This is a genomic window from Thiohalocapsa sp. ML1 (genome assembly GCF_001469165.1).
In the GTDB taxonomy this organism is placed as follows: Bacteria; Pseudomonadota; Gammaproteobacteria; order Chromatiales; family Chromatiaceae; genus Thiohalocapsa.
Genome location: NZ_JABX01000004.1, coordinates 90,171 through 111,595, shown reverse-complemented (window position 1 = coordinate 111,595; position 21,425 = coordinate 90,171). Strand labels below are relative to the sequence as shown.

Below are 21,425 nucleotides of genomic sequence, written 5' to 3'. Positions count from 1 at the left end.
GTTCCTGGCTGCGGATTGGGGTGGGTTCGGTGGTTTGCTGCGGGTACGCTGCGGCGACGGTTTGGCCGCGACGCGCTACGGCTGCTCGTCCACGGGCTGCGGTGGGATGCGCCGGTTCATCTTCGGGTTGATGCGCCCGGTGAGCGCCTCGTCGACGAGCTGCTCCTGCTGCGCCACGTGCACCGAACGATGCCCAACCGCCGGCGCCGCCGACGCCGCACGGCCGACATAATAGGGCTGCTTGCCTTGTTCGATGAGGTGGTGGAAGCGATGCTTGAGCTGGTCCCAGGCGCCCTGGTTCTGCGGCTCCTCCTGGCACCAGATGACCTCGGTGGTGTCCGGATAGCGCGCCAGGGCATCGGCGAATTCTTCCTTTGGGAACGGATAGAGCTGCTCGATGCGGATGATGGCGACGTTGGTTAGCCCGCGGGCGTGGCGGGCCTCCAGCAGGTCGTAGTAGACCTTGCCGGAGCAGAACACCACGCGCTCGATGCCGGCCGGGTCCAGCGGGTCCGTCTCCGGGATTAGCACCTGGAAGGCGCCCTCGGCGAGCTCCTCCAGCGACGACACCGCCAGGCGATGCCGCAGCAGGCTCTTCGGCGTCATGACCACGAGCGGGCGGCGGAAGTCCCGCAGCATCTGCCGGCGCAAGAGATGGAACATCTGCGCCGGGGTGGTGGGCACGGCGACCTGGAGGTTGTGCTCGGCGCAGAGCTGCAGAAAGCGCTCCAGCCGCGCCGAGGAGTGCTCCGCCCCCTGGCCCTCCAGCCCGTGCGGCAGCAGCATCACGAGGCCGCAGTCCAGGCCCCACTTGCTGCCGGCGGAGGAGATGAACTGGTCTACCACCACCTGGGCGCCATTGGCGAAGTCGCCGAACTGCGCCTCCCAGAGGGTCAGCGCGTTGGGCGCCGCCGTCGCAAAGCCGTACTCGTAGCCGAGCACCGCTTCTTCCGAGAGGATGGAGTCGATGGCGACGAACGCCCCCTGCGGCGTCTCGCCCGGCTCGCGCAGGTGCTGGAGCGGCGTGTACTCGCGGCCGGTGATCTGGTCCAGGATCTTCGCATGGCGATGGAAGAAGGTGCCGCGGCCCGCGTCCTGTCCGGATAGCCGCACCGGGAAGCCGGCGTCGAGGAGCGTCGCGTAGGCCAGGTTCTCGGCAAAGCCCCAGTTTGCGAGCTGGTCGCCCTGGGCCATCTTGCGCCGCTCGGCCCAGATCTTGTCCACCCGCGGGTGCAGCTCGAAGTCTTCCGGCACCCGCAGCATGCGCTCGGCCAGCGCCGCGAGCCGTTCCCGCGGCAGGCCGGTGGCGGCGGCGTTGCGCCAGTCGGTGCCGTGGCAGCTATGCCAGTCCGCGCGGTAGCTGTGGTCGAGGCCGCACAGCACCGGGCGGGCGACGACGACGCCGTGCTCGATGGCCTCGCGGTACTCGACGATCATGCGCACTGCCTCATCGCGGCTCAGCACGCCGTCGTCGATGAGCCGGTCCGCGTAGATCGCCCGCGCCGTGGCCCGCTCGCGGATCTTCTTGTACATCATGGGCTGGGTCACGGCGGGCTCGTCGGCCTCGTTGTGGCCCAGGCGGCGGTAGCAGACGAGGTCGATGACCACGTCTTTGCGGTATTGATTGCGATAGTCGAGCGCCATGCGCGTGACGAAGATGACCGCCTCCGGGTCATCGCCGTTCACATGGAAGACCGGCGCCTGCACCATTTTGGCGACGTCGGTGCAGTACAGCGTGCTGCGCGTGTCGAGCGGGTTGCTGGTGGTGAAGCCGATCTGGTTGTTGATGACGATGTGCACGGTGCCGCCGGTGCCGTAGCTGCGGGTCTGCGAGAGCTGCAGCGTCTCGGCGACCACGCCCTGGCCGGCGAAGGCCGCGTCGCCGTGGATCAGCACCGGCAGCACCTGCTCGCCGGTGCGATCGCCACGACGGCGCTGGCGGGCGCGCACCGAGCCCTGCACGACCGGGTTGATAATCTCCAGATGCGACGGGTTGAAGCCGAGCGCCAAATGCACGATGCCGCCCGGCGTCTCGACGTCGGAGGCAAAGCCCATGTGGTACTTGACGTCGCCGGCGAGCTGGCGCGGATTGAGATGCACTTGCCCCTCGAACTCGGCGAAGATCTCCTGCGGCGGCTTGCCGAGGATGTTCACCAGCATGTTGAGCCGCCCGCGGTGGGCCATGCCGATGACGATCTCTTTCTGGCCCTTGCGTCCGGCGCGCTGGATCAGCTCGTCCAGCATCGGGATCAGCGCCTCGGCCCCCTCCAGCGAGAAGCGCTTCTGGCCGACGTACTTGGTATGCAGGTACTTCTCCAGGCCCTCGGCCGCTGTCAGCAGCGTGAGCAGCCAGCGGCGGTCCGCGGGCTCCAGCTCCGGGCGTGCCTGGTAGCCCTCCAGACGCTTCTGAATCCAGCGCTTCTCGGCCGTGTTGGTGATGTGCATGTACTCCGAGCCCACCGCGCCGCAGTAGATGCGCCGCAGCAGGTCCAGGATGTCCCTCAGTACCATGCGGTCCGGGGCGTACAGGGAGCCGGTGTGGAAGACCTGCTCCAGGTCGCTGTCTTCCAAATTGTGATAGCTCGGCTCCAGGTCCGCGATTCTGGGCTTGGGGCGCAACTGTAGCGGGTCAAGGTCGGCGGTCTGGTGGCCGCGGTAGCGATAGGTGTTGATGAGCCGGAGCACCGCCGCCTGGCGTTCCGCCGCGGCGGGCTCTAGGCGCTCCACGAAGCGGTTCTGCGCGCGCGTGCGGCTCTCGCTCGCGAGACGCTCGAAGTTCTCGCGCACCGGCCCGTGCGGGATCTCGTTGGCGGCCTCCGCGCGAATCGCGTCGAAGCGCCGCCGCCAGGCGAGGTCGATGCTCTCGGGGTCCTTCAGGTAGCGCTCGTACAGGTCTTCGATGAAGGCGGCGTTGCCGCCGTAGAAGGCGGACGAGGATCGGAACAGCTCAAGCAGGGCGCTCATCAGAGGTAGGGTCCGGTGTCGGCTCGCGGTGGTGATGGTGATGGTCGTGCTGGTGGCGGCGGTGTTTAGGCTGGCCGGCTTGGACCCCATGCGGGCGCCGGCTTGCCGCTGCATCCCTGGCGGGGGCGCATCGCCGCAGCGGCAGATCGATGTCGCCGCCACCACGCAACCGCCGGGACGCTCGCCCGTTTTGCCCACCCGTTTTGCGCACGCGTTTTGCGTCGGGAGTGTAGCGCACAACGTGCTTCGCACCGGCACCCGGCCGGCAATGTCATGTATTGACCGTTTCGCGTATCCTGATGCGCCTGCGATTGTTAGCTGAGCTACCGCCGGTGCCGCCTCATGGGTGCATGGCCGGTGACCGCGAACCTGAGGCTTTTGGGAGCCCGCACCTTTTTGGGGAGCCGCATCACAGTGTCGATGAACCACGTGTCGCTGAACCACGATTTCGTCGAGACCCCGGAGGAGCGCAGCCGCCGGCGCCTTCGGGTAGCCAAGTCCCAAGCGGACATCGCCTATTTCCAGGCCCGTCTGACGCTGCTCGGCGAGCCCCGTACATTGAACCAGGCGGCACAGCAACGCACCTTCAAGCGTCTGCTGAAGGTCATCGGCAGGCGGCTCGTGAACGTGAAATAGCCAGGCTGAGCGGCGGCGCCACAGCCGTGCGAGCCGATCAGCCGCAGCCGCTCCCGGCGCAGCGCAGACCACGCCCTCGTAGCTCAGCAGGATAGAGCAGCCGCCTCCTAAGCGGCAGGTCACAGGTTCAAATCCTGTCGAGGGCACCATCATCAAAACCCCCGTCGACACCGCCAGCGCAAGCCCATGACCGACCGGCACCCCGACCCCGCCCAAACCATCGGCGTCGCGGTGGACGGGATGCTGCGCGAGGCCATGGCGCTGCATCGCGCCGGGGACTTCGCCGCCGCCGAGGCGCGCTATCGCGATGGGCTTGCCGTCGCGCCCGCGCACCCGGACCTGCTGCACTGGCTCGGCGTGCTGCTGTTTGTCACGGGGCGGCGGGATGCGGCGCGGCCGCTCATCGAGCGCTCCATCGGGCTAGCGCCGGCGTTTCCGGGCTTCTACAACAACTACGGCAACGTGCTGCTCGCGAGCGGCGCCGTTGCCGATGCCGAGCTTGCCTATCGCCGCTGCCTGGAGCTCGATCGCGGCCAGCCCGCGGTGTGGTGCAACCTCGGCATCTGCCTGCGCCGGGCCGGGCGCGTCGCCGAGGCGGTGGCCGCCTTCGAGGCGGCGCTCGGCGACGAAGGTGATCATCCCGACACCTGCGCGGGCCTGGTGGACGCGCTGCAGGCCCAGAACAAGCTCGACGAGGTAACTTCGGCCTACGAGGCGTCCTGCGCGGCACTGCCGGCCTATGAGCCCGCGTTCGTGCAACTTGCCCGGCTCTACTCGCTGGCGGGGCGTATTGCGGACGCCGCGCGCGTCTATCGGCGCTGGCAGGAGGCGGACCCCGACCACCCGGTGCCGCGGCACATGCTTGCCGCCTGCACCGGCGAAGGTGTGCCGGCGCGCGCCGACGACGCCATGATCCGCGCGACCTTCGACGGCTTTGCGGCCTCCTTCGATGCGGTGCTGGCCAAGCTCGACTACCGCACGCCCGAGCGGCTCTGCGAGCTGGTCGCCGCGCAGTTCCCTGTGCCAGCCGGCGACTTGAACGTGCTCGACATCGGCTGCGGTACCGGGCTCTGCGGCCCGCTGCTGCGCCCCCGGGCGCGCGCGCTGACCGGCGTGGACCTGTCACCGGGCATGCTGGACAAGGCGCGCGAGCGGGGCGTCTACGATGTCCTGGCGGAAGCGGAGCTTGTCGCCTATCTCCGCGAGCACCCGGCGGCCTTCGATCTCATCGTTTGCGCCGATACGCTGTGCTATTTCGGCCGCCTGGATGACGCCTTCGCGGCGGCGCGGGCTGCGCTGGGGCCGGCCGGGCGCTTCGCCTTCAGCGTCGAGCGCACGGAAATCGACGACGCGAGCGACTTCCGCCTGCATCCGCATGGCCGGTACGCGCATCGGCCCGCCTACGTCGAGGCGGCCTTGGCCGCCGCCGGGCTCGTGCTCCTGGAGCGACGCGACCTCGCCCTGCGCCGCGAGCGCGGCGAGCCCGTCGCCGGCTGCCTCTTCTGCGTCGGCGCTTGAGCCCGGCCCGCGATGGACACCCTAGCGAGGCGAAGCCTCAGACCGACCAGGGCACGGCGCCTCGTCTTGCGCAGCCCGCTCGTCGGCGCATTTTGCCAAGGGCCAAGGGCCAAGGGCCAAGGGCCAAGGGCCGAGCAGGGCTCTCTTGGCCCTCGGCCCTCGGCCCTTTCGCCTACAAGAGGCGTGTCGTCGTGAAACTTGACTCATCTGCAAACATTCGGCGCCGCCAAGCAATCTCGTGATCCCGCTCTTTCGCTGGTCCGGCGGCTTCGTCGGCTTTTTCACGGACGGCTGCCTGTTTGACGCGAACGGGCGCTACTTCGGCTGGGAGGACCGGGCGGGGCGGGTCTGGCGGTCCGACGGCCGCTACCTCGGCGAGCGTGTGGATCAGCACTACGTGCTGCGCCGGGTCGCGTGGGCCACGCCGGTGCCGCAGCCGCGCCGGGTGCCGCCGGTGATCCCGGAGCTGCCGCTGCCGCCGCCGCACCGCACGGCGCGTCCACCGCGCCCGGGCTGGGAGGACGCCTTGGGGCGCGTCGGCCTGCTGCCGGCGCCGCAGGACCTGGTGGGCGACTGGCGCAGCGCGCAGGACCGCATACGCTTCCTGGCGGACGGGCGCTACACGCTCCTCGCCGCGGGGCGGCCGCATCAGCACGGGAGCTGGGAGCTGCGGGGGAATCTGTATCTGACGCCGGACCTCGACCCCGATCCGCCAGCCACCCCTGGCGTTCGAACCGACCAGCAGCCCGGCGCCGCACCCCCGGCTGCCCCGCGGCGGCTGGTGTTCCGGGTGCTCGCCTTCGACGGGCGGAGCATCGCGTTCCGGCAGGTCACGGAAGAGCGCAGTCTGCCGTTCACCCTGGAGCGGGACGACACGCCAGCCTGATCGGCTGCCTTGCCACGGTGGCGAGGTTGGGGAGGTCAAACGGCGCACGGCAGTCGTGCTCGATCAGCGCACGCCCCCGTGGTCCGGTGTCGGGTTCCGCCGCGGTGACCCGCTTGGCGAGTGTACCGGGAATCTTTGAATCTTCAGTCAGCGAGGCAAGACCAGCAATGCGCGGCATTACACCCTATCTGCAGGTTTCCGATGCGGACGCGGCCATCGCTTGGTATGTCCAGGTATTCGGGGCGAGGGAGGTTCGCGCCCGGCTGGTGGCGCCTGATGGGACCTGCATGAATGCGGAAATCGACATCGAGGGTACGCGCCTGATGCTTGCCGACGAGCTGCCCGGCATCGGCTCGTCGAGCCCGGCGACGCTCGGCGCTACGTCCGTTGTACTCGATCTGCATGTTGCCGACGCCGACGCCGTCTTTCAGCGGGCACTCGAAGCCGGCGCTGAGCAAATCTACGCCCTTGCCGATCAGTTCTACGGCGATCGTGCCGGGCGGGTACGTGACCCCTTCGGACACCATTGGATTATCGCGACTCGGATCAGAGAGGTTTCCGAGCACGAGATGGTGGCAGCCTTCAACGCCATGTTCGCCGCGTAACCTCGACCACTTTCAGGGGCAGGCTACTGGGGTATGGGCTTCGGCTTCAGCGGCGCGGGCGGAGCCTCCCGACTGGGCTCGGGGCCGGAGATCTGAACAGGCGTGCGTGTGTCGAGGTCAACCCGGTAGAGTGCACCTGCCTCGTTCTCGATCTCGATGGCGTCGCCGTTCCCGACGAGGTGCATGGATCGAAAATAGCGCCCCATTCCGGTCGGGGCCTCGGCGTCCTGGTCCGGAACCTCGTAGACCTGGACGCGCCAGAGCCGCTCGCCCGTCCTCGCATCGAAGGCTGCGAGGTAGCCGCCGTTGCGATCTCCCCGGCTCGGATCGATGCGATCTTGCTCATAACGGATGCCGTCGTGCTCAATAGGTGCGATCTCGGGAGCCGGCGGGCGGCTCGCTGCGGGCGGCTGATTCATTCTATTCTCCGTGTTCGCGAAGCCTGTATTCGGGCCACTGCAAGCGCCGAGCAGGAAGGCGATGCTCGTCGCGGAGGCCATGATCGATCGGCGAGGTCCGATCGGTTGCGGGCTCATACGATTCGCAGCGCCGTGCTGCGCTCGCTGTCGGTCATAGTTCCGCCGCAGTCGACGGCGAAAAACGCCCAGTTGTCCGCGTTCTGAACACACTGACCACCCGGATAACCGGCGTGCGGACCAATGCCGTACCACGCGTAGCGCGTGCGGCCGTTGACGATGTCCCTGGTCCCCGCCACTAGGTGTGAGAGCTCGTGGATCAGGATACGCGTCCAGTTCTTTTGGCCCGCAAGCACGTTGCCGGGGTGATCCACGAAGAACGACGACTCGACGTATACGACATCCATTCCTTCGCCCTGCGAGCGGAACGTAAACGCCTCGGAATTTAAGAAGTCGAGCTCCTGCTGGGTGGAGGCATTGCGCAGAGGCACCCAATCCGTGAGCACGAATTGACCCCTATTCAGCATCGCGATGATGTCCTTGAAGCCCTGGAGCAACGTGGTAATCCAGACATTGATGTCGCCGGTCGATGCGCCGGGATGGGCGAACGGGGCTGGGCTCAGGTCTGCGCTATCAGCGACCGGCGACGCCAGGACCTTTTGGGAATAATGCCGGACGGGGCTTCTGCGTGGGTAGCATCCCACCACGGCTCGCTGCCCATCACGCGGAGTCGGGGTCGATGCCGAGCGCACGCAGGCGCCGAGCATAGCGGTCGGCTCGTGCGTCGGCCGCCTGCCGCAGCGCCGCTTCTTGCTGGTGCGCCTGCTCCGCCTGCCGCCAAAGCTCCTCCAGTGCCGCGGCGTCCAGCAGCGTCTCGCCGTTGGCTGCGTCGACGATGACGACGCCGCGGTGCCCGGGCTCGGTGCCGAAGTCGAGCCCGGTCGTGCGGCTGCGCAGCCGGCCCCGGGCATCGGGCCGCAGCGGGCGGTAGCCGCCGCCGATCAAGCGGTAGCCCTGGATGGAGTAGCTGACGACGCCCACCGGCTCGAAGGTCTTCACGATGAAATACTCGCTGATCCCGGCGCGGCGGTAGATCTCGACCTTCTCGGTCTCGTCGCCGTCCTGGTAGGGCGAGACCACCTCGATGATCAGGCTCGGTCGGGTGCCCTCGCTCGGCACATGGAAAGAACTGCGGGGGCGGTCGCGGTCACGGATGTTCGGGATCACGGCGATGTCCGGGGCCGGCTCCTTGAGCCGAGGGATGCCCCATTTCATCTTGACGTCGCTGTAGACCGCCCGGGTCGGATCGTTGCGGAAGTGATGGCGAAGCCTGACCGCCAGGTCGTGGACACAGAAGTCGTGCTCCGTCCCCTGGATCAAGTGGTCGCCCTCCTGCGGGTCGAGAAAGGCATCCGGCGGCAGCGGCTCCTCGCGATAGCCGAGCGTGCCGTCCGGGTACCGAACCGGGACCTCTCGCCAGCCGTGGGGCGAGGCGTCGCTGCCGACGGGGGCCGCATTGGGCTGCATGGCACTGGCTCCAAGCGCCGACGGGATCACATCAAGCCCGGAGTATAGCGCTGGCGCGTTTCCGGACGCCGCACCGACATGACCGCGAGCGCCGGCTCCACTGACCCGGATGCGCTACAGCCCGCTAACCGGCACGCCGTTTCTCGGCAACGACGCCTTTGCGTGAGCAGATCGAGCGAGCGCGGGGGGGACGTGTCGGGTTCGGCCCGCACGGGCGACTGAGCAGGTCGCCCTCGGAAGGGGAAGCGGAATCTGCCGCAAAGCAGTTGCCGTTGGCAGGGTCTCTATGAATCCGATCAGTCAGTTGGTGTAAAGGGCTCTGACCCGAATGGCACTAACTTAAGAACCGACGTTATAAGAATCAGTAACTTATGGCCCTTCTGCGTCGAGAAACCGCGAGATTGCAGGACGCTCAGGGAGAGGAATCGGGCGGGAACGGCGCCAAAGGCGGCCCGCCACTCATGTTTCCCTACCCCGCAAGTATCTGATTGGTATGGACAAGCGGCTTAAGTTAGCGCCATTCGGCTCTGCCCCCTTTATCTTGCGCTGACCCCTTTATCTTGCGTTTACCTTGCGCGCACGCAGGTCATGTGCACGGGTCAATAAGTATCTTAGCGGATGATGATATATGCGCCCATCATTGATATCTTATATTCTGATGTGCAATACCAGGCGTCGTCGCGGATGCCGATATTATGTCATTTATTAATACTGGCTATTATCACGCAGCAAAACCCGGAAACTTCAGTGGGTGAATTGACCCCCCCGGGAATTGGCTCTGGCCAGCAAGCGGTCGAGCTGGTGGTCTAGTTGGGCCGCAGCAGCAAATCATATCGATCGTGCGGGCCGACCCAGAACCAAACGAGTCCGTCTGCGCGCTCCTTGGCAAGGGCACGATACCGACGACCGACCCGTGCCGACCAGAAAGCGCCGACCTTCTTGAGCCGTAGCGACGGGTGGCGTGGATCGGTCTTGAGGAGATCAAAGTTCTTGTCCGCGAGCTGTTTGATTTCTGGCGGTAGTTGCCGGTAGTGAAACCAAAACTCCGGCGACGCGAAGTGATTCACAGTGGCGTGCAGCGCCCCGCCTCAAAGTCTTCGTCAGCCTTTGCCGCGGCACCGTCCAGCTTGCCGGCGGCGATGTCTTGCTCGATCTGTGCATCCCATCGATCAGCCAAGAACTCTTCAAACCATTCGGAAAACGAGTGAAGCTCTTCGCTAGACAGGCGTTGTACTGCGTGTTCAAGTTGTTCGACGTTCATCCTGGCGGGCCAAAGTTGACATCATCTCTAGATCTTCGCACACCGCCTGTCCGGCGGGAACTGTCTTGGCCCAACGTCAACCGCAGCCCGAGCCAAACTGCGGCCACGCGCGAAGCGCCGGCCGCGAGTCCGGCATCTGGCTGGCGGACTCGTTGGGCATTCGCCGGGGATAGCGGAAACCTCCCCGGTGCGCGGGGCGTTGGCGATGCTACATGTGAGACCTGACGCCATTCCCCTTGACCCCATTCCCCCAGCGCTCCACGATCCCGACCCATGTCAACCCGCACAGAGCAGATCGCCGGCTTCTGGTCCAACTATCTCGCACAGTTGGAGCTCGCAGAGTTGGAGCTCGCAGAGTTGGAGCTCGCAGAGTTGGAGAAAGCGGAGATTCGGACGGATCGGCACCGCTGGTACGTGCTGCGCGCGGAGCGCTTCCTAGAGGCAATGCAGCCGCAGCGGCTCGCCGCGCTGTCGGCGCAGGATGTGTCCGGCTACCTCTGCGACGTTGGCCGAGACACGTCGCTGGCGGCGTGGGAGTTCGTGGAGATCGTCGATGCTATACGGAATTTGGGCGTGACTGCTGGTGCGCCTTGGGTAGAGGCGGTTGACTGGTCGCACTGGCAGACCTCGGCGCAGATCATGGCCGCGGAGCATCCGACGGTGGCGCGCGATTACGGTCCGGAGATCGGCGGGTTGGAACCGGCGGGACCGATGACGAATCTGGCGTCGGTGCGGGCGGCGCATCAGGCGTTGGTGGACCGGATGCTGGCGGAGATCCGCCGGCGCGGGTATTCGATCCGCACGGAGCGCGGCTACTTGGACTGGGTGCTGCGCTTCATCGCCTTTCACGGCGGGCGGTCGCCGACGGAGCTGGCGGATGCGGACATCGGGCGATTTCTGGACTGGCTGGCTGTGAAGCGGAGGGTGTCGGCGAGCACGCAGAATCAGGCGTTGAACGGGCTGTTGTTTCTGTTTCGCGAGGTGCTTGGCCGGGACTGGATGCAGTGCGCGGACTTCGCGCTGGCGAAGCGGCCGAAGCGCTTGCCGACGGTGCTGACCAAGGCGGAGGTGGCGCGGCTGCTGGGGGCGCTGGAGGGTGAGTTTCGGCTGATGGCGTCGCTGGCCTACGGGGCGGGGATGCGGCTGATGGAAGTGCTGCGGTTGCGTGTGCAGGATGCGGACTTTGTGCGCAGGCAGATCCAGGTGCGCAACGCCGAGGGCGAGATCGATCGGCTGGTGCCGCTGCCGGAGCGGTTGATTCCGGGGTTGATGGTGCACCTGGAGGCGGTGCGAGAACTGCACCGACAGGACTTGGTCGCCGGTTTCGGCGAGGTGTATCTGCCGGACGCGCTGGCGCGACAGTGGCCGGACGCGGGGCGGGAGTGGATTTGGCAGTATGCGTTTCCGAGCGCCCGGCTCTCGGTGGAAACGGGTTCCGGAAAGACGCGCCGGCACCATGTGCACGAGACGAGCCTGCAGAAGAAGCTGAAGGGGGCCGCGGCGCAGGCGCGGATCTCGAAGCGGGTCAGTCCGCAGACGTTGCGTCACTCGTTTGCCATGCATCTGCTGGAGGACGGCCACGACATCCGCACGGTGCAGGAGCTGCTGGGGCACGCGGACGTGTCGACGACCATGATCTATACGCACGTGCAGAATCGCGGCGGGCAGGGGGTGCGCAGTCCGTTGGATCGGTTGTTGTAGCGCCGCACAAGCTGGGTTGGACCGCTAAGGCGTCCCCAGGAGGCAGGTGAATCCCTCCTGGCTGAAGTGGCCATCATCCGTGAGCACGGCGTTCAATCCGTCCCGGCGCATGGCCACCATCGAGATGCAGTCGGTCAAGCTGTAGCCCTTGTCCGGACGGGCTCGATAGAGCTGTAGACCCGAGAGGAACCCCTCGCGCGTCTGCGGCAAGACGTGGACCGCGGTGTCTGCTTGCATGTGCTCGACGAGCCTTGCGGCCGCGCCGCGAAGGTGCGGTCCTCGTGCGCTGAAGTAGTTCAGGAGCTCGGTGAGGACTGCTTCGGTGGTGATGATGCGGTAGTCCCTGAGCCGCTCGCTGGCCTGAATGGCACTATCGTGCAGTTGGTCCTTTGGATTGAGTACTGCAATCCAGTAGCACGTATCCGCGAAGACGGCCCGCATCAGTCGCGCTTCGCTGTGCCGTAGAGGTAATGATCGTGCTCGGCCGCGCCATCCGTGGGGGTGTCGTTCAGCGCATCCTCCGGGATGTTGCGCACTAGGTCGGCGGCGATCTCCCAGATTGGCTTTGCTTCGCGGTTGGCGCCGCTGGGGTGGCCCGCTTCGTCGGTGCTTTCCAACACCAAGCACACCTCTTGGTGCTCTTCTAGGTCCAGTGGTGCAAGCGGGCGCAAGACACCGTGCTCGTAAACGGCCTTCAGGTGCAGGGGCATGTCGGGCCTCGCCATCAAGGAAAAATTGTGCCGGACAGCATGGTAGCGCAAGGAAGCCGGCTGGAAGCCGGCACCACGGGTCGTCCGTGCGGCTTACTCGAAGGCGTAGCTGAACTCTCCGTCGGCGACGCTCACGTGCACCCGCGCAATGGGCTGCCCCTCCATCATGCGGCGCAAGAATTCCTCGCTGATGCGCGGCAGCACGGTGTTGGTGAGGATGGCGTCGATCATGCGCCCGCCGCTTTCGAGCTCGGTGCAGCGCTCGGCGATGAGCTTGATGACGGCGTCGTCGTAGGTGAACGGGACCTTGTGGTTGTCGCGGATGCGCCGCTCGATGCGCCCGAGCTGAAGGCGAGCGATGGTGCCGATCATCTCGTCGTTGAGCGGGTAATAGGGAATGACCACGAGGCGCCCGAGCAGCGCGGGCGGGAAGACCTTGAGCAGCGGCTCCCGCAGCGCCTTGGCCATGCCCTCGGCGTCGGGCATCAGCTCCGGATCGGCGCAGAGGCTCCCGATCAGGTCGGTGCCGGCATTGGTGGTGAGCAGGATCAGCGTGTTCTTGAAGTCGATGCTGCGGCCCTCGCCGTCTTCCATGTGGCCTTTGTCGAAGACCTGGAAGAAGATCTCGTGCACGTCCGGGTGGGCCTTTTCGACCTCATCGAGCAGCACGACGCTGTAGGGGCGCCGGCGCACGGCCTCGGTCAGCACGCCGCCCTCGCCGTAGCCGACGTAGCCGGGGGGCGAGCCCTTGAGCGTGGAGACGGTGTGCGCCTCCTGGAACTCGCTCATGTTGATGGTGATGACGTTCTGCTCGCCGCCGTAGAGGGCCTCGGCCAGGGCCAGCGCGGTCTCGGTCTTGCCGACGCCGGAGGTGCCGGCGAGCATGAAGACGCCGATGGGCTTGTTCGGGTTGTCGAGCTTGGCGCGGGAGGTCTGGATGCGCCGGGCGATCATGTCGAGCGCGTGGCGCTGGCCGATGATGCGCTGCTCCAGCGTGTCGGCGAGCTTCAGAATCGACTCGGCCTCGTTCTTGACCATGCGGCCCACGGGGATGCCGGTCCAGTCTTCCACGACGCTGGCAACGGCTTGCTGATCCACGGTGGGCAGGATCAGCGGGCGCTCGCCCTGGTAGGCGTGCAGCTCGGCTTGCAGCGCTTTCAGCTTGTCGAGCAGGGCGTCGCGGTCGGCGCCGGTGGGGGCGCTCGCGGTGGCCGGAGCGGGGTCGCCGGCCGGTGCGGGCTCGGCCGGCGGCTGCGCGGCTGCCGCGGTTTTCGTCGCCGCGGGCTTGTCGGCACCGCCGCGCAGCTCGGCGCGCAGCGCCAGGATCTGCTGCACCAGCTCGCGCTCCGCCGTCCAGCGGCCTTCCAGCTCCGCGTACAGCGCGCGCTGGGCGGCGAGCTTCTCGTTGGCCGCGGCCTCGCGCTCGGCGGTGTCGACGCCGACGGCCGTCTCGCGCCCGATGATGGCGAGCTCGTTTTCCAGCGCGTCGATGCGCTTCTTGCAGTCGTCCACCTCCGGCGGCACCGCGTGCTGGCTGATGGCGACCCGCGCGCAGGCGGTGTCGAGCAGGCTGACCGACTTGTCCGGGAGCTGGCGGGCCGGGATGTAGCGGTGGGAGAGCTTGACCGACGCCTCCAGCGCCTCGTCGAGCACCTGCACCTTGTGGTGCTGCTCCATGGTGGAGACGACGCCGCGCATCATCAGGATGGCCTTCTCCTCGCTTGGCTCGTCGATTTGGACCACCTGGAAGCGGCGGGTCAGGGCCGGGTCCTTCTCGATGTGCTTCTTGTATTCGGCCCAGGTGGTGGCGGCGACGGTGCGCAGCGTGCCGCGGGCCAGCGCGGGTTTCAGCAGGTTGGCCGCATCGCCGGTGCCGGCGGCGCCGCCCGCGCCCACCAGCGTGTGCGCCTCGTCGATGAACAGGATGATGGGCTTCTCGGACGCCTGCACCTCCTCGATGACCTGGCGCAGGCGTTGCTCGAACTCGCCCTTCATGCTCGCGCCGGCCTGCAGCAGGCCCACGTCGAGCGTGCGCAGGGTCACGTCCTTGAGCGGCGGCGGCACGTCGCCGGCGGCGATCTTCTGCGCGAAGCCCTCGACGACGGCGGTCTTGCCGACGCCGGCCTCGCCGGTGAGGATCGGGTTGTTCTGCCGGCGGCGCATGAGGATGTCGATGATCTGGCGGATCTCTTCATCGCGGCCGACGATGGGGTCCATCTTGCCGCTCGCGGCCTGTGCGGTGAGGTCGACGGTGAAGCGCGCGAGGGCCTCCTGCTTGCCCATCTGCGCCGGGGCCATGGCGCCGCTCGCCTCGCCGGGGGCGCCGCCGGCGCCGGCCATGGTGCCGTCCTGGGCGACCATGCGCTCCTCGGGCGAGTCGCCGACGACTTCGGCCCAGCGCTCCACCAGCGTTTCGACCTTGATCTTGTCGAATTCCTTGGAGACGCCGGCGAGCGCGTTGCGCAGCCCCGGCGTCTTCAGGATGCCGACGACCAGATAGCCGGTGCGCACCTGATACTCCTTGAACATCAGCGAGCCGTAGACCCAGCCGCGCTCGACGGCCTCCTCCACGTGCGAGGACAGGTCGGAGATGGACGTCGAGCCGCGCGGTAGCCGATCCAGCGCGTCGGTGATGTCCTTGGCCAGTCGCGAGGGCTCCAGGCTGAATTGCTTGATAATGCGGTGCAGGTCGGAGTCCGGCAGTTGCAGGATCTGATGAATCCAGTGCACCAGCTCCACGTAGGGGTTGCCCCGCAGCTTGCAGAACACGGTCGCGCTCTCGATGGCCTTGTAGCCGATCGGGTTGAGCTTGCCGAACAGGGCGACGCGGCTGATCTCGGTCATGGGCTGTGCTTCCTCGGTTGGCGAAGGGTGGAAAGCCGGGCGGCTCTGTTGCCGGCCAGCCTGTGGCCAAGCCTCAGACCGACAAGGCCAGGTATGGCGCGTCTGCGCATCTCGCTCGCTGGCGCGTGGACCTAAGGGCCAAGGGCCAAGGGCGATGGGCCGAGCAGGGCTGCCTTGGCCCTCGGCCCTTTTGCCCTCAAGCGCCGCAAGCATTCGGCGCACTCAAGCAATCTAGCCGACCGTTGCGGCATCGCCGACATGCCGCAGCGGATCCAGGTACAGGTCATCAACGTCCTCGGCCGGTATCTTGCCGCAGGCCCAGGTGGACCAGCCTAGGCGCGCGTCGCCGCCGAGCTTGCAGGGCGGTACCTGCGCCTTCTTCAATACCAGATTCACATCCCACTCGTATTCGTCGCCGACGTAGTTGCGCACCAGCGCCACGAGCCGCGGCAGGTGCTCGCCGCCGGGCAGCAGGCGCTCGTAGTCCGCCCGGTCCAGCGGGCCGAAGACGATGCGGAACTTGTACTGGCGGTCCCAAACCCGCGCGCCGACGATGGTCGAGACGCCGAGCGCGCCGGTGCGCCGCGACTCGCCGAGCCGCCAGCGGCTCTCGGCGGGCAGCGTCAGCCAATGACCGACCAGCTCCTCCAGCGCCACCGGCAGCCGGAAGAAGTCCGCGAGCAGCGCGATCAGGCCCTCGGCGTGGCGTGTCTGGCCGGCAAAGAGCCCGGCGTAATGCAGCTTGCCGATATCCGGCACCGCATCGCGATCCCTCAGGCTCGGCATGCCGAGACCGCAGGCGGCGCCGACGTAGGTGCCGAAGCGGTCGTCCTCCGGGCGGTCGAAGCTGACCGTCGCGCGCGCATCCGCCCAGGCCCGGTAGAACAGGGACAGCATGCGGTGATGGAAGATGTCCGCGAAGCGCGACAGGGTCGGGTCGTGGGTGTTCGCGAGACGCTGGCGGGCGTAGTCCGACAGGTGCAGCGGCAGCGGCCCGTTCGGCCCGAACAGGCCGAGGAAGTAGACCTGCAGCAGCGGCGGCGCGCCGGCCTCGCCGGGCCGGAAGTCCGCGAGCGTGGACGGCGCAAAGGCCAGCGACACCTTCTGCCCGAGCCGCACCACGTCGTCCGCCGGGCGCGGCGCGGTGCCCAGGCGCGGGCGGTCCGCATGCGCGCATTCGAGCCGGCGCAGCGCCTGGAAGAAGCCGAAGCGATGCGGCGCGGCGCGCAGTGCGTCGAACAGCGCTAGAGCCTGTGCCGTCTGCCGATCCGCGTCTGCCACCGCATCACCTCTTCGCCGCTCGTGGTGCGCACCAGGGTCTCGGTGCAGGAATTGATCGACACGTACTTCGCGAAGAACTGCTCCATCACGGCGCTGAACAGGAACATCCCGCTGCCCTCGAAGGCGGCCTTGTCCAGCGTCAGCGTCAGCTCCAGCCCACGCGCGAAGAACGCGGGCCCGGCGCCCGGCAGCCGGCGCGTCACGGGCCGCGAGCGTATCCCCTGCACGCCCTTGATCTGCGCGCGGATGGCGGGGTCGGAGGCATTGCCGTAAAGCTCCAACAGCTCGCGCAGCGCGGCCGCACCTTCTGCGGGGCTCGTGTCGCAGATGGACAGGTAGTTCAGCGACAGGTGGCTGACCAGGCGCCAAGCCGTCTCGCCTTCGGGGAAGGCCGGGCGCGGGCGGGTCGGCGTCAGCACGGCGCGCACGGCTTGCACGGGTGCACCGGCCGGCAGCGTGAAATCGGTATCGCCGATGCCGAGCGACAGCGAGAGCGGCAGGTCGCGGTTCGTGCACAGCGCTTCGACGCCGATCTGCTTGAGGTCGCTGCGATAGGGGGCATCATCCCCGTCCACGAGCGCGATGAAGACCTCGCCGCCGATGTAGCTCGCGCGGGTGCCCTCGCGGCGCTGAGCCGTGGACAGCACACGCGGCTCCCGATGCACGGCATAGAAGGCGCGGTGCTCGCCGCCGGTGAGCCATTCCTGCGGCGCGTAGAAGGGTTGGAAGCGTTGCTGCGGCTCGACGCCGGTGCCGTAGCCGTGGACGGCGGTGATGCTGTGCACCTCGTAGTCCATGGGCCGGGTGCGGTCCATGACCAAATGGAGCTCGTCGGTGCGCTCGTCCAGATGAATGCGGTCCGATCGCTTCGGAAACAGGTTGATGGCCGGCGTGCAGAAGAGTGCGAAGAGCCCGGCGTCGAAGGCGTCTTCAAGGCCTTGCTCATGGCGGTCGAGGAGCACGATGAGCTCCAGCTCCTCGCCCGCATGGCGGCGCACGGCCGGCGCCAGGCCGCCGAGCTCGACGAACAGGAAGCGGTCGGGAAAGGCGAAATATTCCTGCAGCAGCCGGTAGCCCTGAAAGCTCCGCGGGCTGCGCGGCAGCAGCGCATGGCTGTCGTCGAAGCCGATGCGGCTGATGTTTGCGGGATCGATGAACATGCGCCAGGCCGGTTCCGACCCCGCCGGCTGCACCAGCATGCCCAAGGCGTGCCCGATAAGCGCTTCGTACACGTGCATGCGCAGCTCGTCGGCGCCGCGCAGAAAGATCGGCAGCCGATCCAGCGCGAGCTTGTCGAAGCCGAGCCCGGCGCTGGTCCTGAGCTTGAGCACCAGCGCGGCGGCCGCCGCCTTCGGCACCTTGCCGCCGGCGTTGGTAAGTGCGGTGCCGTGCACGTAGCGCGCAGCGGTCAGGGTGAGTGGCCAGAGCGTCACGTCGTGCGCCGTGCGGTACTCGCAGGCGGTGCGCTCGCCCTTGCCGAGCACGCTTTTCACGACGCTGTCGCGGGCGATGGGGAAGCCCTCGGCCAGTGCGCCTTCGGTCAGGTCGGGCTGGAACTGCAGCACCGTCATTGACGGCACGGGGGCGAGGAAATTCGGGTAGACGCTCTCCAGCAGGTGCTGCGTGAAGCGCGGAAACTCGGCATCGAGCTTGAGCTGCACACGCGCGGCAAGGAAGGCGAAGCCCTCCAGCAGGCGCTCCACGTAGGGGTCTGCGCACTCGAAGCTGTCGAGCCCCAAGCGCCCGGCAATCTTCGGGTAGGCGCGCGCAAACTCGCCGCCCATCTCGCGGATGAAGCGCAGCTCGCGGTTGTAGTAGTCGAGGAGCCTTGGGTCCATCGGGGATTCCGTCGTCGGACAAGCAGGTGCGCGCAGGGCTGGGCTAGGTTGCCTCCCGACGCCCGGAACCGCCGCCGAGACCGGCATGCGCTCGTATGCGGATGCCGGGCCGCCCGCCGAGGCGGGGCAGGGCAGGGCAGGGCAGGCCAGCATCGGCGACGGCCGACGCGATGGCCGCGGGGCGCCGCGGGCGATGCCAGCCGGGTGATCCAAGCGGGGCTAAGCCCCAACCGGAGTATACGCAAGTCCAATCTCCGTCCGAAGCGCGAAAGCGTCTCGCGCTTGCGGGCTTTTCCGCCCATGCGCTCCGGCTTCTCAGGGTGATAATCTCTGGGCGGACGCTCGGGTGCTTGCGGCGACGCCGAGCCGATCTTGCAGCGCATTGCCGGCGGCTTGCGGCCGCCATCGAGGTTCGTCATGACCACGCCCGACAACGGCCCGCCGCCCGCAGCGGGTGTCGGCTCCAGCGCCGACATGCAGGCCGACATCGAGGCCGACCGCGAGGCCCAGCAGCTCAACACCGAGCGCATCGGCCAGGCCTTCTCGGCGCTGGAGGAAGGCCGGCGCGACGCGGCGCGCGAGCTGATGGAGCAGGTGCTCGACGACGGCCGGGTGAGCGCCGGGGGCGCCGCCTACGTCTGGGCGATCCTGCAAGAGCTCGGCGACGCCGAGCGTGCAAAGATGATCCGCGACGGCACGGTCGGCACGCTGCGAAAGGTCATCGCCGATCATCCCGACAACCCCATCGCGCTGCTGGACGCGGCGCTGGTGCTGGTGGAATTCGGCGAGGAAGAGGATGGCATCGCCGCGCTGGAGCGCACCGCCCAGCTCAAGCGCGACGATCTGCGCCCGGTGCTGCCGCTCATCAGCCTGCTGCTCCAGCGCAAGGACCCCGAACGCCTGTTGCAGATTTGGGAGCCGACGCTGGCTGCGCTCGCCGGCGACGATTTCCGCGCCGGCGTCGCGGCCCTGATGCGCGGCCTCGGCCATTTCGGCTATCCCGACCACGCCAGACAGCTTGCCGAGCGACAGCGCCCGCGCTGGAGCGCGGCGCATGTCGCCATGCTCGACGGACTCGTCGCCAACCTCGACGACAGCGGCGACGACACGCAGGATCTGGGCAGCCTCATCGACGAGTTCGACCGCTTCTCTGCCTACTATGACGAGAACCTCGAGGCCATCGGCAACCGCGGCCCGCAGCTCATCGGCAGGATGATCGAGCAGCTCGGCTGGGCGCCCGACGCGAGCCGGGAGATCCTGGACGCCGGCTGCGGCACCGGGCTCTGCGCGCCCTATCTGCGCCCCTTCGCCAAGCTGCTGCACGGCTGCGACCTGTCCGTGGGGATGCTCGAGAAGTCCAAGGCGCGCAACATCTTCGATCTGCTGACGCGGACCGACCTCGGCAACCCGGCGACCTATCCGCAGGCAAGCTTCACGGCCGTGATCTGCGCCGATGTGCTGGTCTACTTCGGGGATCTGGAGCCGGTGCTGCGGAACTTTGCCGCCATCATGCGGCCCGGCGGCTGGCTCATCCTGACCGTGGAGGATGCCGCCGGGCAGGGGCAGGCGCGCGGCTGGGAGCGCCGCCCCTCGGGGCGCTACCGCCACGATCCGCACTATGTGGTGCAGGCGCTCGCGAGTGCCGGCTTCAGCGAGCCGGAGTGCGAGATCCGCGACACCCTGCGCTACGAGTTCCGCACGCCGGTCGCCGGCTACTGCGTGGCGGCGCATGTGGTGCCGGCTTCCAGCCAGCATTGAGCTCCCTCTGGTGGCCGCCTTCCAGCCGGGACCTAACCCTGCGGGGTCAATGGCCGGTTCAGCCGAGCTGGTCCACCACCTGCACATCGCCGACGTCGAGGTCGATCTCGGTCTTGAGATAGACGCGCAGCGGAATCGGCTGCGCCCACAGCTCGCCTTCGATCAGGAGCGTCAGGGCGTTGTGGCTCATCTGCGACGCGTTCGGTTCCAGCCGCACCGTCAGGCTGCGGCTCAGGATGCGCGGCTCGAAGTCGATGATCGCTTGGCGCAGGTTGCGCTCTAGTGCGTCAATGTTCGTCCGCGACACGAAGGTGCCCGCCAGGTCCGGAATGCCGTAGTTGAGCACCGAGTGACGGACTTCCGGGTAGGCGCCCAGATCGGCGGCGGCTTCCAGGTTCGTGGTGTTGAGCAGCCAGGCAACATCGCGCAGCACCGCCTCGCGCAGGCGTGCAAGGGAGAACACCCGCTGCTCGCGGGATTCCACTTGCTTGTCCGGCTCATCGTCGGTGAGGCGGTCCAGCAGCGACGGCTGCAGCCGCTCCTTGTGCGTAAGCTCAGGCAATCTCCGCCTCGGTTGCGCCGTCTTCGGCACCCGGTTGCAGGGTGATGGTGCGTATGTCGAACAGGGCGTACTCCGCTTGATCCGTGAACAGCATGCGCTGCCCGCTGCCGAGGAAGGTCTCGCCCGGGTGCTCTGCCCACTCGGTCTTGCGCGCGCGCACGATGTCCGGGTCGGCGGAGCGCTCAGAGCCGGGATAACGACTCGGTATGAGCGCCACGGTCTGGCCGCCGTTCGCCCAGGTCACCTGGGCCGGGGTCCAAACCAAGTCCCGCAGGTCGGCGGGGGGATCGAAGTGGATGGAGCGGACGCGCTCGAAGGGCACCCAGTAGTAGTTGCCGTTGACGATCAGCTCCAGGATCGGTCCGAGCCGGCTGTCGCCGTCGGTGACCCACTCGCAGGGGGCGTCGTTGATTGCGCCGGGCGTGGGCGGCGCGAGGGTGAGTGCCTCGGTGCGCATCTCCGCGGCCCGGGCAACCTCACCATCGGCGAACAGTCGCTGCGCTTCGATGAGCAGGGCGATCCACCGCCGGGGCTCGCCGAAGACCAGCGGCGTGCGCCTGCCGGCGAAGACCTCGGCGCGGAAGACCTCGCAGCGCAGGGCCTCGCGGTACGTCTGCACCATCGCCAAGGTGCCGGCGTCGAGCCCGGCAGCCACCTTGAGCTGGTTCAGTGCGCGGCTCCATTCGCCGAGAACGGCCAGGAGCTGGAACAAAAAAATTCGGTGCTTCACCTCGGCGGGGTCGCTGCGGACCCGCTCCTGCAGGAGCTTCAGGGCGTCATCGAGGCGGCCGGCGCGCAGTGCGTCTTCAGCGAGCATCGTCTTCAGCGAGCATCTAGGTGTCCTCGATGGTCAGCCGTCGTATTCGGTGCCGGTCACGGACGGCATGGTAACGGGGCCGCACGCGGCGGCCCCGGTCT

General features: G+C 67.7%; 19 protein-coding genes and 1 tRNA gene. 7 read left to right on the top strand and 13 right to left on the bottom strand.

What is annotated here, in order from left to right; genetic code table 11:
• Positions 1-75: 75 nt before the first annotated feature.
• On the bottom strand, positions 76-2,964 hold the full coding sequence (locus tag ML01_RS03800; protein WP_058554153.1) for a 2-oxoglutarate dehydrogenase E1 component: 2,889 nt from the start codon (positions 2,962-2,964) through the stop codon (positions 76-78).
• A 420-nt stretch (positions 2,965-3,384) separates the two neighbouring features.
• Between ML01_RS03800 and ML01_RS03795 the strand changes: the two genes are divergently transcribed.
• From ML01_RS03795 to ML01_RS03775, 5 genes are all read left to right on the top strand, one after another.
• Entirely contained in the window at positions 3,385-3,600 is a 216-nt protein-coding gene (locus ML01_RS03795; RefSeq protein ID WP_058554069.1) for a hypothetical protein, read from the top strand.
• 72 nt (positions 3,601-3,672) lie between these two features.
• Positions 3,673-3,749: transfer RNA gene (locus tag ML01_RS03790), tRNA-Arg, on the top strand.
• A gap of 37 nt (positions 3,750-3,786) precedes the next feature.
• A complete protein-coding gene (locus tag ML01_RS03785; RefSeq protein WP_058554068.1) occupies positions 3,787-5,118 on the top strand; it encodes a tetratricopeptide repeat protein in 1,332 nt (443 codons plus the stop codon).
• A gap of 238 nt (positions 5,119-5,356) precedes the next feature.
• Positions 5,357-6,004, top strand: a complete 648-nt coding sequence (locus ML01_RS03780; protein ID WP_058554067.1) for a 4-fold beta flower protein — start codon at positions 5,357-5,359, stop codon at positions 6,002-6,004.
• 167 nt (positions 6,005-6,171) lie between these two features.
• On the top strand, positions 6,172-6,609 hold the full coding sequence (locus ML01_RS03775) for a VOC family protein (protein WP_058554066.1): 438 nt from the start codon (positions 6,172-6,174) through the stop codon (positions 6,607-6,609).
• A 23-nt stretch (positions 6,610-6,632) separates the two neighbouring features.
• Here ML01_RS03775 and ML01_RS03770 read toward each other — a convergent pair whose 3' ends face one another.
• The 5 genes from ML01_RS03770 to ML01_RS03750 form a co-directional block, all read right to left on the bottom strand.
• Positions 6,633-7,028 (bottom strand): PQQ-binding-like beta-propeller repeat protein, encoded by a 396-nt coding sequence (locus tag ML01_RS03770; RefSeq protein ID WP_162267958.1) that lies wholly within the window; start codon positions 7,026-7,028, stop codon positions 6,633-6,635.
• Between the two features lie 113 nt (positions 7,029-7,141).
• Positions 7,142-7,582: a M35 family metallo-endopeptidase gene (locus tag ML01_RS26835; RefSeq protein ID WP_058554064.1), complete on the bottom strand. Its 441-nt coding sequence runs from the start codon at positions 7,580-7,582 to the stop codon at positions 7,142-7,144.
• Positions 7,583-7,745: 163 nt separating this feature from the next.
• Complete coding sequence (locus tag ML01_RS03760) at positions 7,746-8,552, bottom strand: Uma2 family endonuclease (protein WP_058554063.1); 807 nt, start codon at positions 8,550-8,552, stop codon at positions 7,746-7,748.
• An 806-nt stretch (positions 8,553-9,358) separates the two neighbouring features.
• The gene (locus ML01_RS03755; protein WP_058554062.1) at positions 9,359-9,619 is read right to left on the bottom strand and encodes a type II toxin-antitoxin system RelE/ParE family toxin; all 261 of its coding nucleotides are present in this window, start codon (positions 9,617-9,619) and stop codon (positions 9,359-9,361) included.
• The gene (locus ML01_RS03750) at positions 9,616-9,813 is read right to left on the bottom strand and encodes a hypothetical protein (RefSeq protein ID WP_058554061.1); all 198 of its coding nucleotides are present in this window, start codon (positions 9,811-9,813) and stop codon (positions 9,616-9,618) included. Before ML01_RS03750 ends, ML01_RS03755 begins: the two co-directional genes overlap by 4 nt.
• A gap of 273 nt (positions 9,814-10,086) precedes the next feature.
• On the opposite strand from ML01_RS03750, the gene ML01_RS03745 reads away from it, so the two are divergent.
• Entirely contained in the window at positions 10,087-11,514 is a 1,428-nt protein-coding gene (locus ML01_RS03745) for an integron integrase (protein ID WP_254045128.1), read from the top strand.
• A 24-nt stretch (positions 11,515-11,538) separates the two neighbouring features.
• Here the strand turns inward: ML01_RS03745 and ML01_RS03740 are convergent, their stop codons facing one another.
• From ML01_RS03740 to tssF, 5 genes are all read right to left on the bottom strand, one after another.
• Positions 11,539-11,955 (bottom strand): type II toxin-antitoxin system VapC family toxin, encoded by a 417-nt coding sequence (locus ML01_RS03740; RefSeq protein WP_058554060.1) that lies wholly within the window; start codon positions 11,953-11,955, stop codon positions 11,539-11,541.
• Positions 11,955-12,224 (bottom strand): antitoxin family protein, encoded by a 270-nt coding sequence (locus ML01_RS03735; RefSeq protein WP_058554059.1) that lies wholly within the window; start codon positions 12,222-12,224, stop codon positions 11,955-11,957. The genes ML01_RS03740 and ML01_RS03735 overlap by 1 nt, the downstream gene beginning before the upstream one ends.
• A gap of 93 nt (positions 12,225-12,317) precedes the next feature.
• The gene (gene tssH / locus ML01_RS03730; RefSeq protein ID WP_058554058.1) at positions 12,318-15,068 is read right to left on the bottom strand and encodes a type VI secretion system ATPase TssH; all 2,751 of its coding nucleotides are present in this window, start codon (positions 15,066-15,068) and stop codon (positions 12,318-12,320) included.
• A gap of 231 nt (positions 15,069-15,299) precedes the next feature.
• On the bottom strand, positions 15,300-16,349 hold the full coding sequence (tssG, locus tag ML01_RS03725; RefSeq protein ID WP_058554057.1) for a type VI secretion system baseplate subunit TssG: 1,050 nt from the start codon (positions 16,347-16,349) through the stop codon (positions 15,300-15,302).
• Positions 16,313-18,187 carry a type VI secretion system baseplate subunit TssF gene (gene tssF, locus ML01_RS03720; RefSeq protein ID WP_058554056.1) on the bottom strand — a complete coding sequence of 625 codons (1,875 nt, stop codon included), beginning with the start codon at positions 18,185-18,187 and terminating at the stop codon, positions 16,313-16,315. Before tssF ends, tssG begins: the two co-directional genes overlap by 37 nt.
• 417 nt (positions 18,188-18,604) lie before the next feature.
• Between tssF and ML01_RS03715 the strand changes: the two genes are divergently transcribed.
• The gene (locus tag ML01_RS03715) at positions 18,605-19,945 is read left to right on the top strand and encodes a methyltransferase domain-containing protein (RefSeq protein WP_156427536.1); all 1,341 of its coding nucleotides are present in this window, start codon (positions 18,605-18,607) and stop codon (positions 19,943-19,945) included.
• A gap of 58 nt (positions 19,946-20,003) precedes the next feature.
• Here the strand turns inward: ML01_RS03715 and tssE are convergent, their stop codons facing one another.
• Entirely contained in the window at positions 20,004-20,507 is a 504-nt protein-coding gene (tssE, locus tag ML01_RS03710) for a type VI secretion system baseplate subunit TssE (RefSeq protein WP_058554054.1), read from the bottom strand.
• The gene (locus ML01_RS03705; RefSeq protein WP_058554053.1) at positions 20,500-21,324 is read right to left on the bottom strand and encodes a type VI secretion system accessory protein TagJ; all 825 of its coding nucleotides are present in this window, start codon (positions 21,322-21,324) and stop codon (positions 20,500-20,502) included. Before ML01_RS03705 ends, tssE begins: the two co-directional genes overlap by 8 nt.
• Positions 21,325-21,425 lie beyond the last annotated feature (101 nt).

Excerpts from the sequence above, each read along its gene's own strand:
- ML01_RS03800 (WP_058554153.1), bottom strand. The coding sequence starts at position 2,964 with ATGAGCGCCCTGCTTGAGCTGTTCCGATCCTCGTCCGCCTTCTACGGC.
- ML01_RS03795 (WP_058554069.1), top strand. The coding sequence starts at position 3,385 with ATGAACCACGTGTCGCTGAACCACGATTTCGTCGAGACCCCGGAGGAG.
- ML01_RS03785 (WP_058554068.1), top strand. The coding sequence starts at position 3,787 with ATGACCGACCGGCACCCCGACCCCGCCCAAACCATCGGCGTCGCGGTG.
- ML01_RS03775 (WP_058554066.1), top strand. The coding sequence starts at position 6,172 with ATGCGCGGCATTACACCCTATCTGCAGGTTTCCGATGCGGACGCGGCC.
- ML01_RS03770 (WP_162267958.1), bottom strand. The coding sequence starts at position 7,028 with ATGAATCAGCCGCCCGCAGCGAGCCGCCCGCCGGCTCCCGAGATCGCA.
- ML01_RS03760 (WP_058554063.1), bottom strand. The coding sequence starts at position 8,552 with ATGCAGCCCAATGCGGCCCCCGTCGGCAGCGACGCCTCGCCCCACGGC.
- ML01_RS03750 (WP_058554061.1), bottom strand. The coding sequence starts at position 9,813 with ATGAACGTCGAACAACTTGAACACGCAGTACAACGCCTGTCTAGCGAA.
- ML01_RS03745 (WP_254045128.1), top strand. The coding sequence starts at position 10,087 with ATGTCAACCCGCACAGAGCAGATCGCCGGCTTCTGGTCCAACTATCTC.
- ML01_RS03740 (WP_058554060.1), bottom strand. The coding sequence starts at position 11,955 with ATGCGGGCCGTCTTCGCGGATACGTGCTACTGGATTGCAGTACTCAAT.
- ML01_RS03735 (WP_058554059.1), bottom strand. The coding sequence starts at position 12,224 with ATGCCCCTGCACCTGAAGGCCGTTTACGAGCACGGTGTCTTGCGCCCG.
- tssH (WP_058554058.1), bottom strand. The coding sequence starts at position 15,068 with ATGACCGAGATCAGCCGCGTCGCCCTGTTCGGCAAGCTCAACCCGATC.
- tssF (WP_058554056.1), bottom strand. The coding sequence starts at position 18,187 with ATGGACCCAAGGCTCCTCGACTACTACAACCGCGAGCTGCGCTTCATC.
- ML01_RS03715 (WP_156427536.1), top strand. The coding sequence starts at position 18,605 with ATGACCACGCCCGACAACGGCCCGCCGCCCGCAGCGGGTGTCGGCTCC.
- ML01_RS03705 (WP_058554053.1), bottom strand. The coding sequence starts at position 21,324 with ATGCTCGCTGAAGACGCACTGCGCGCCGGCCGCCTCGATGACGCCCTG.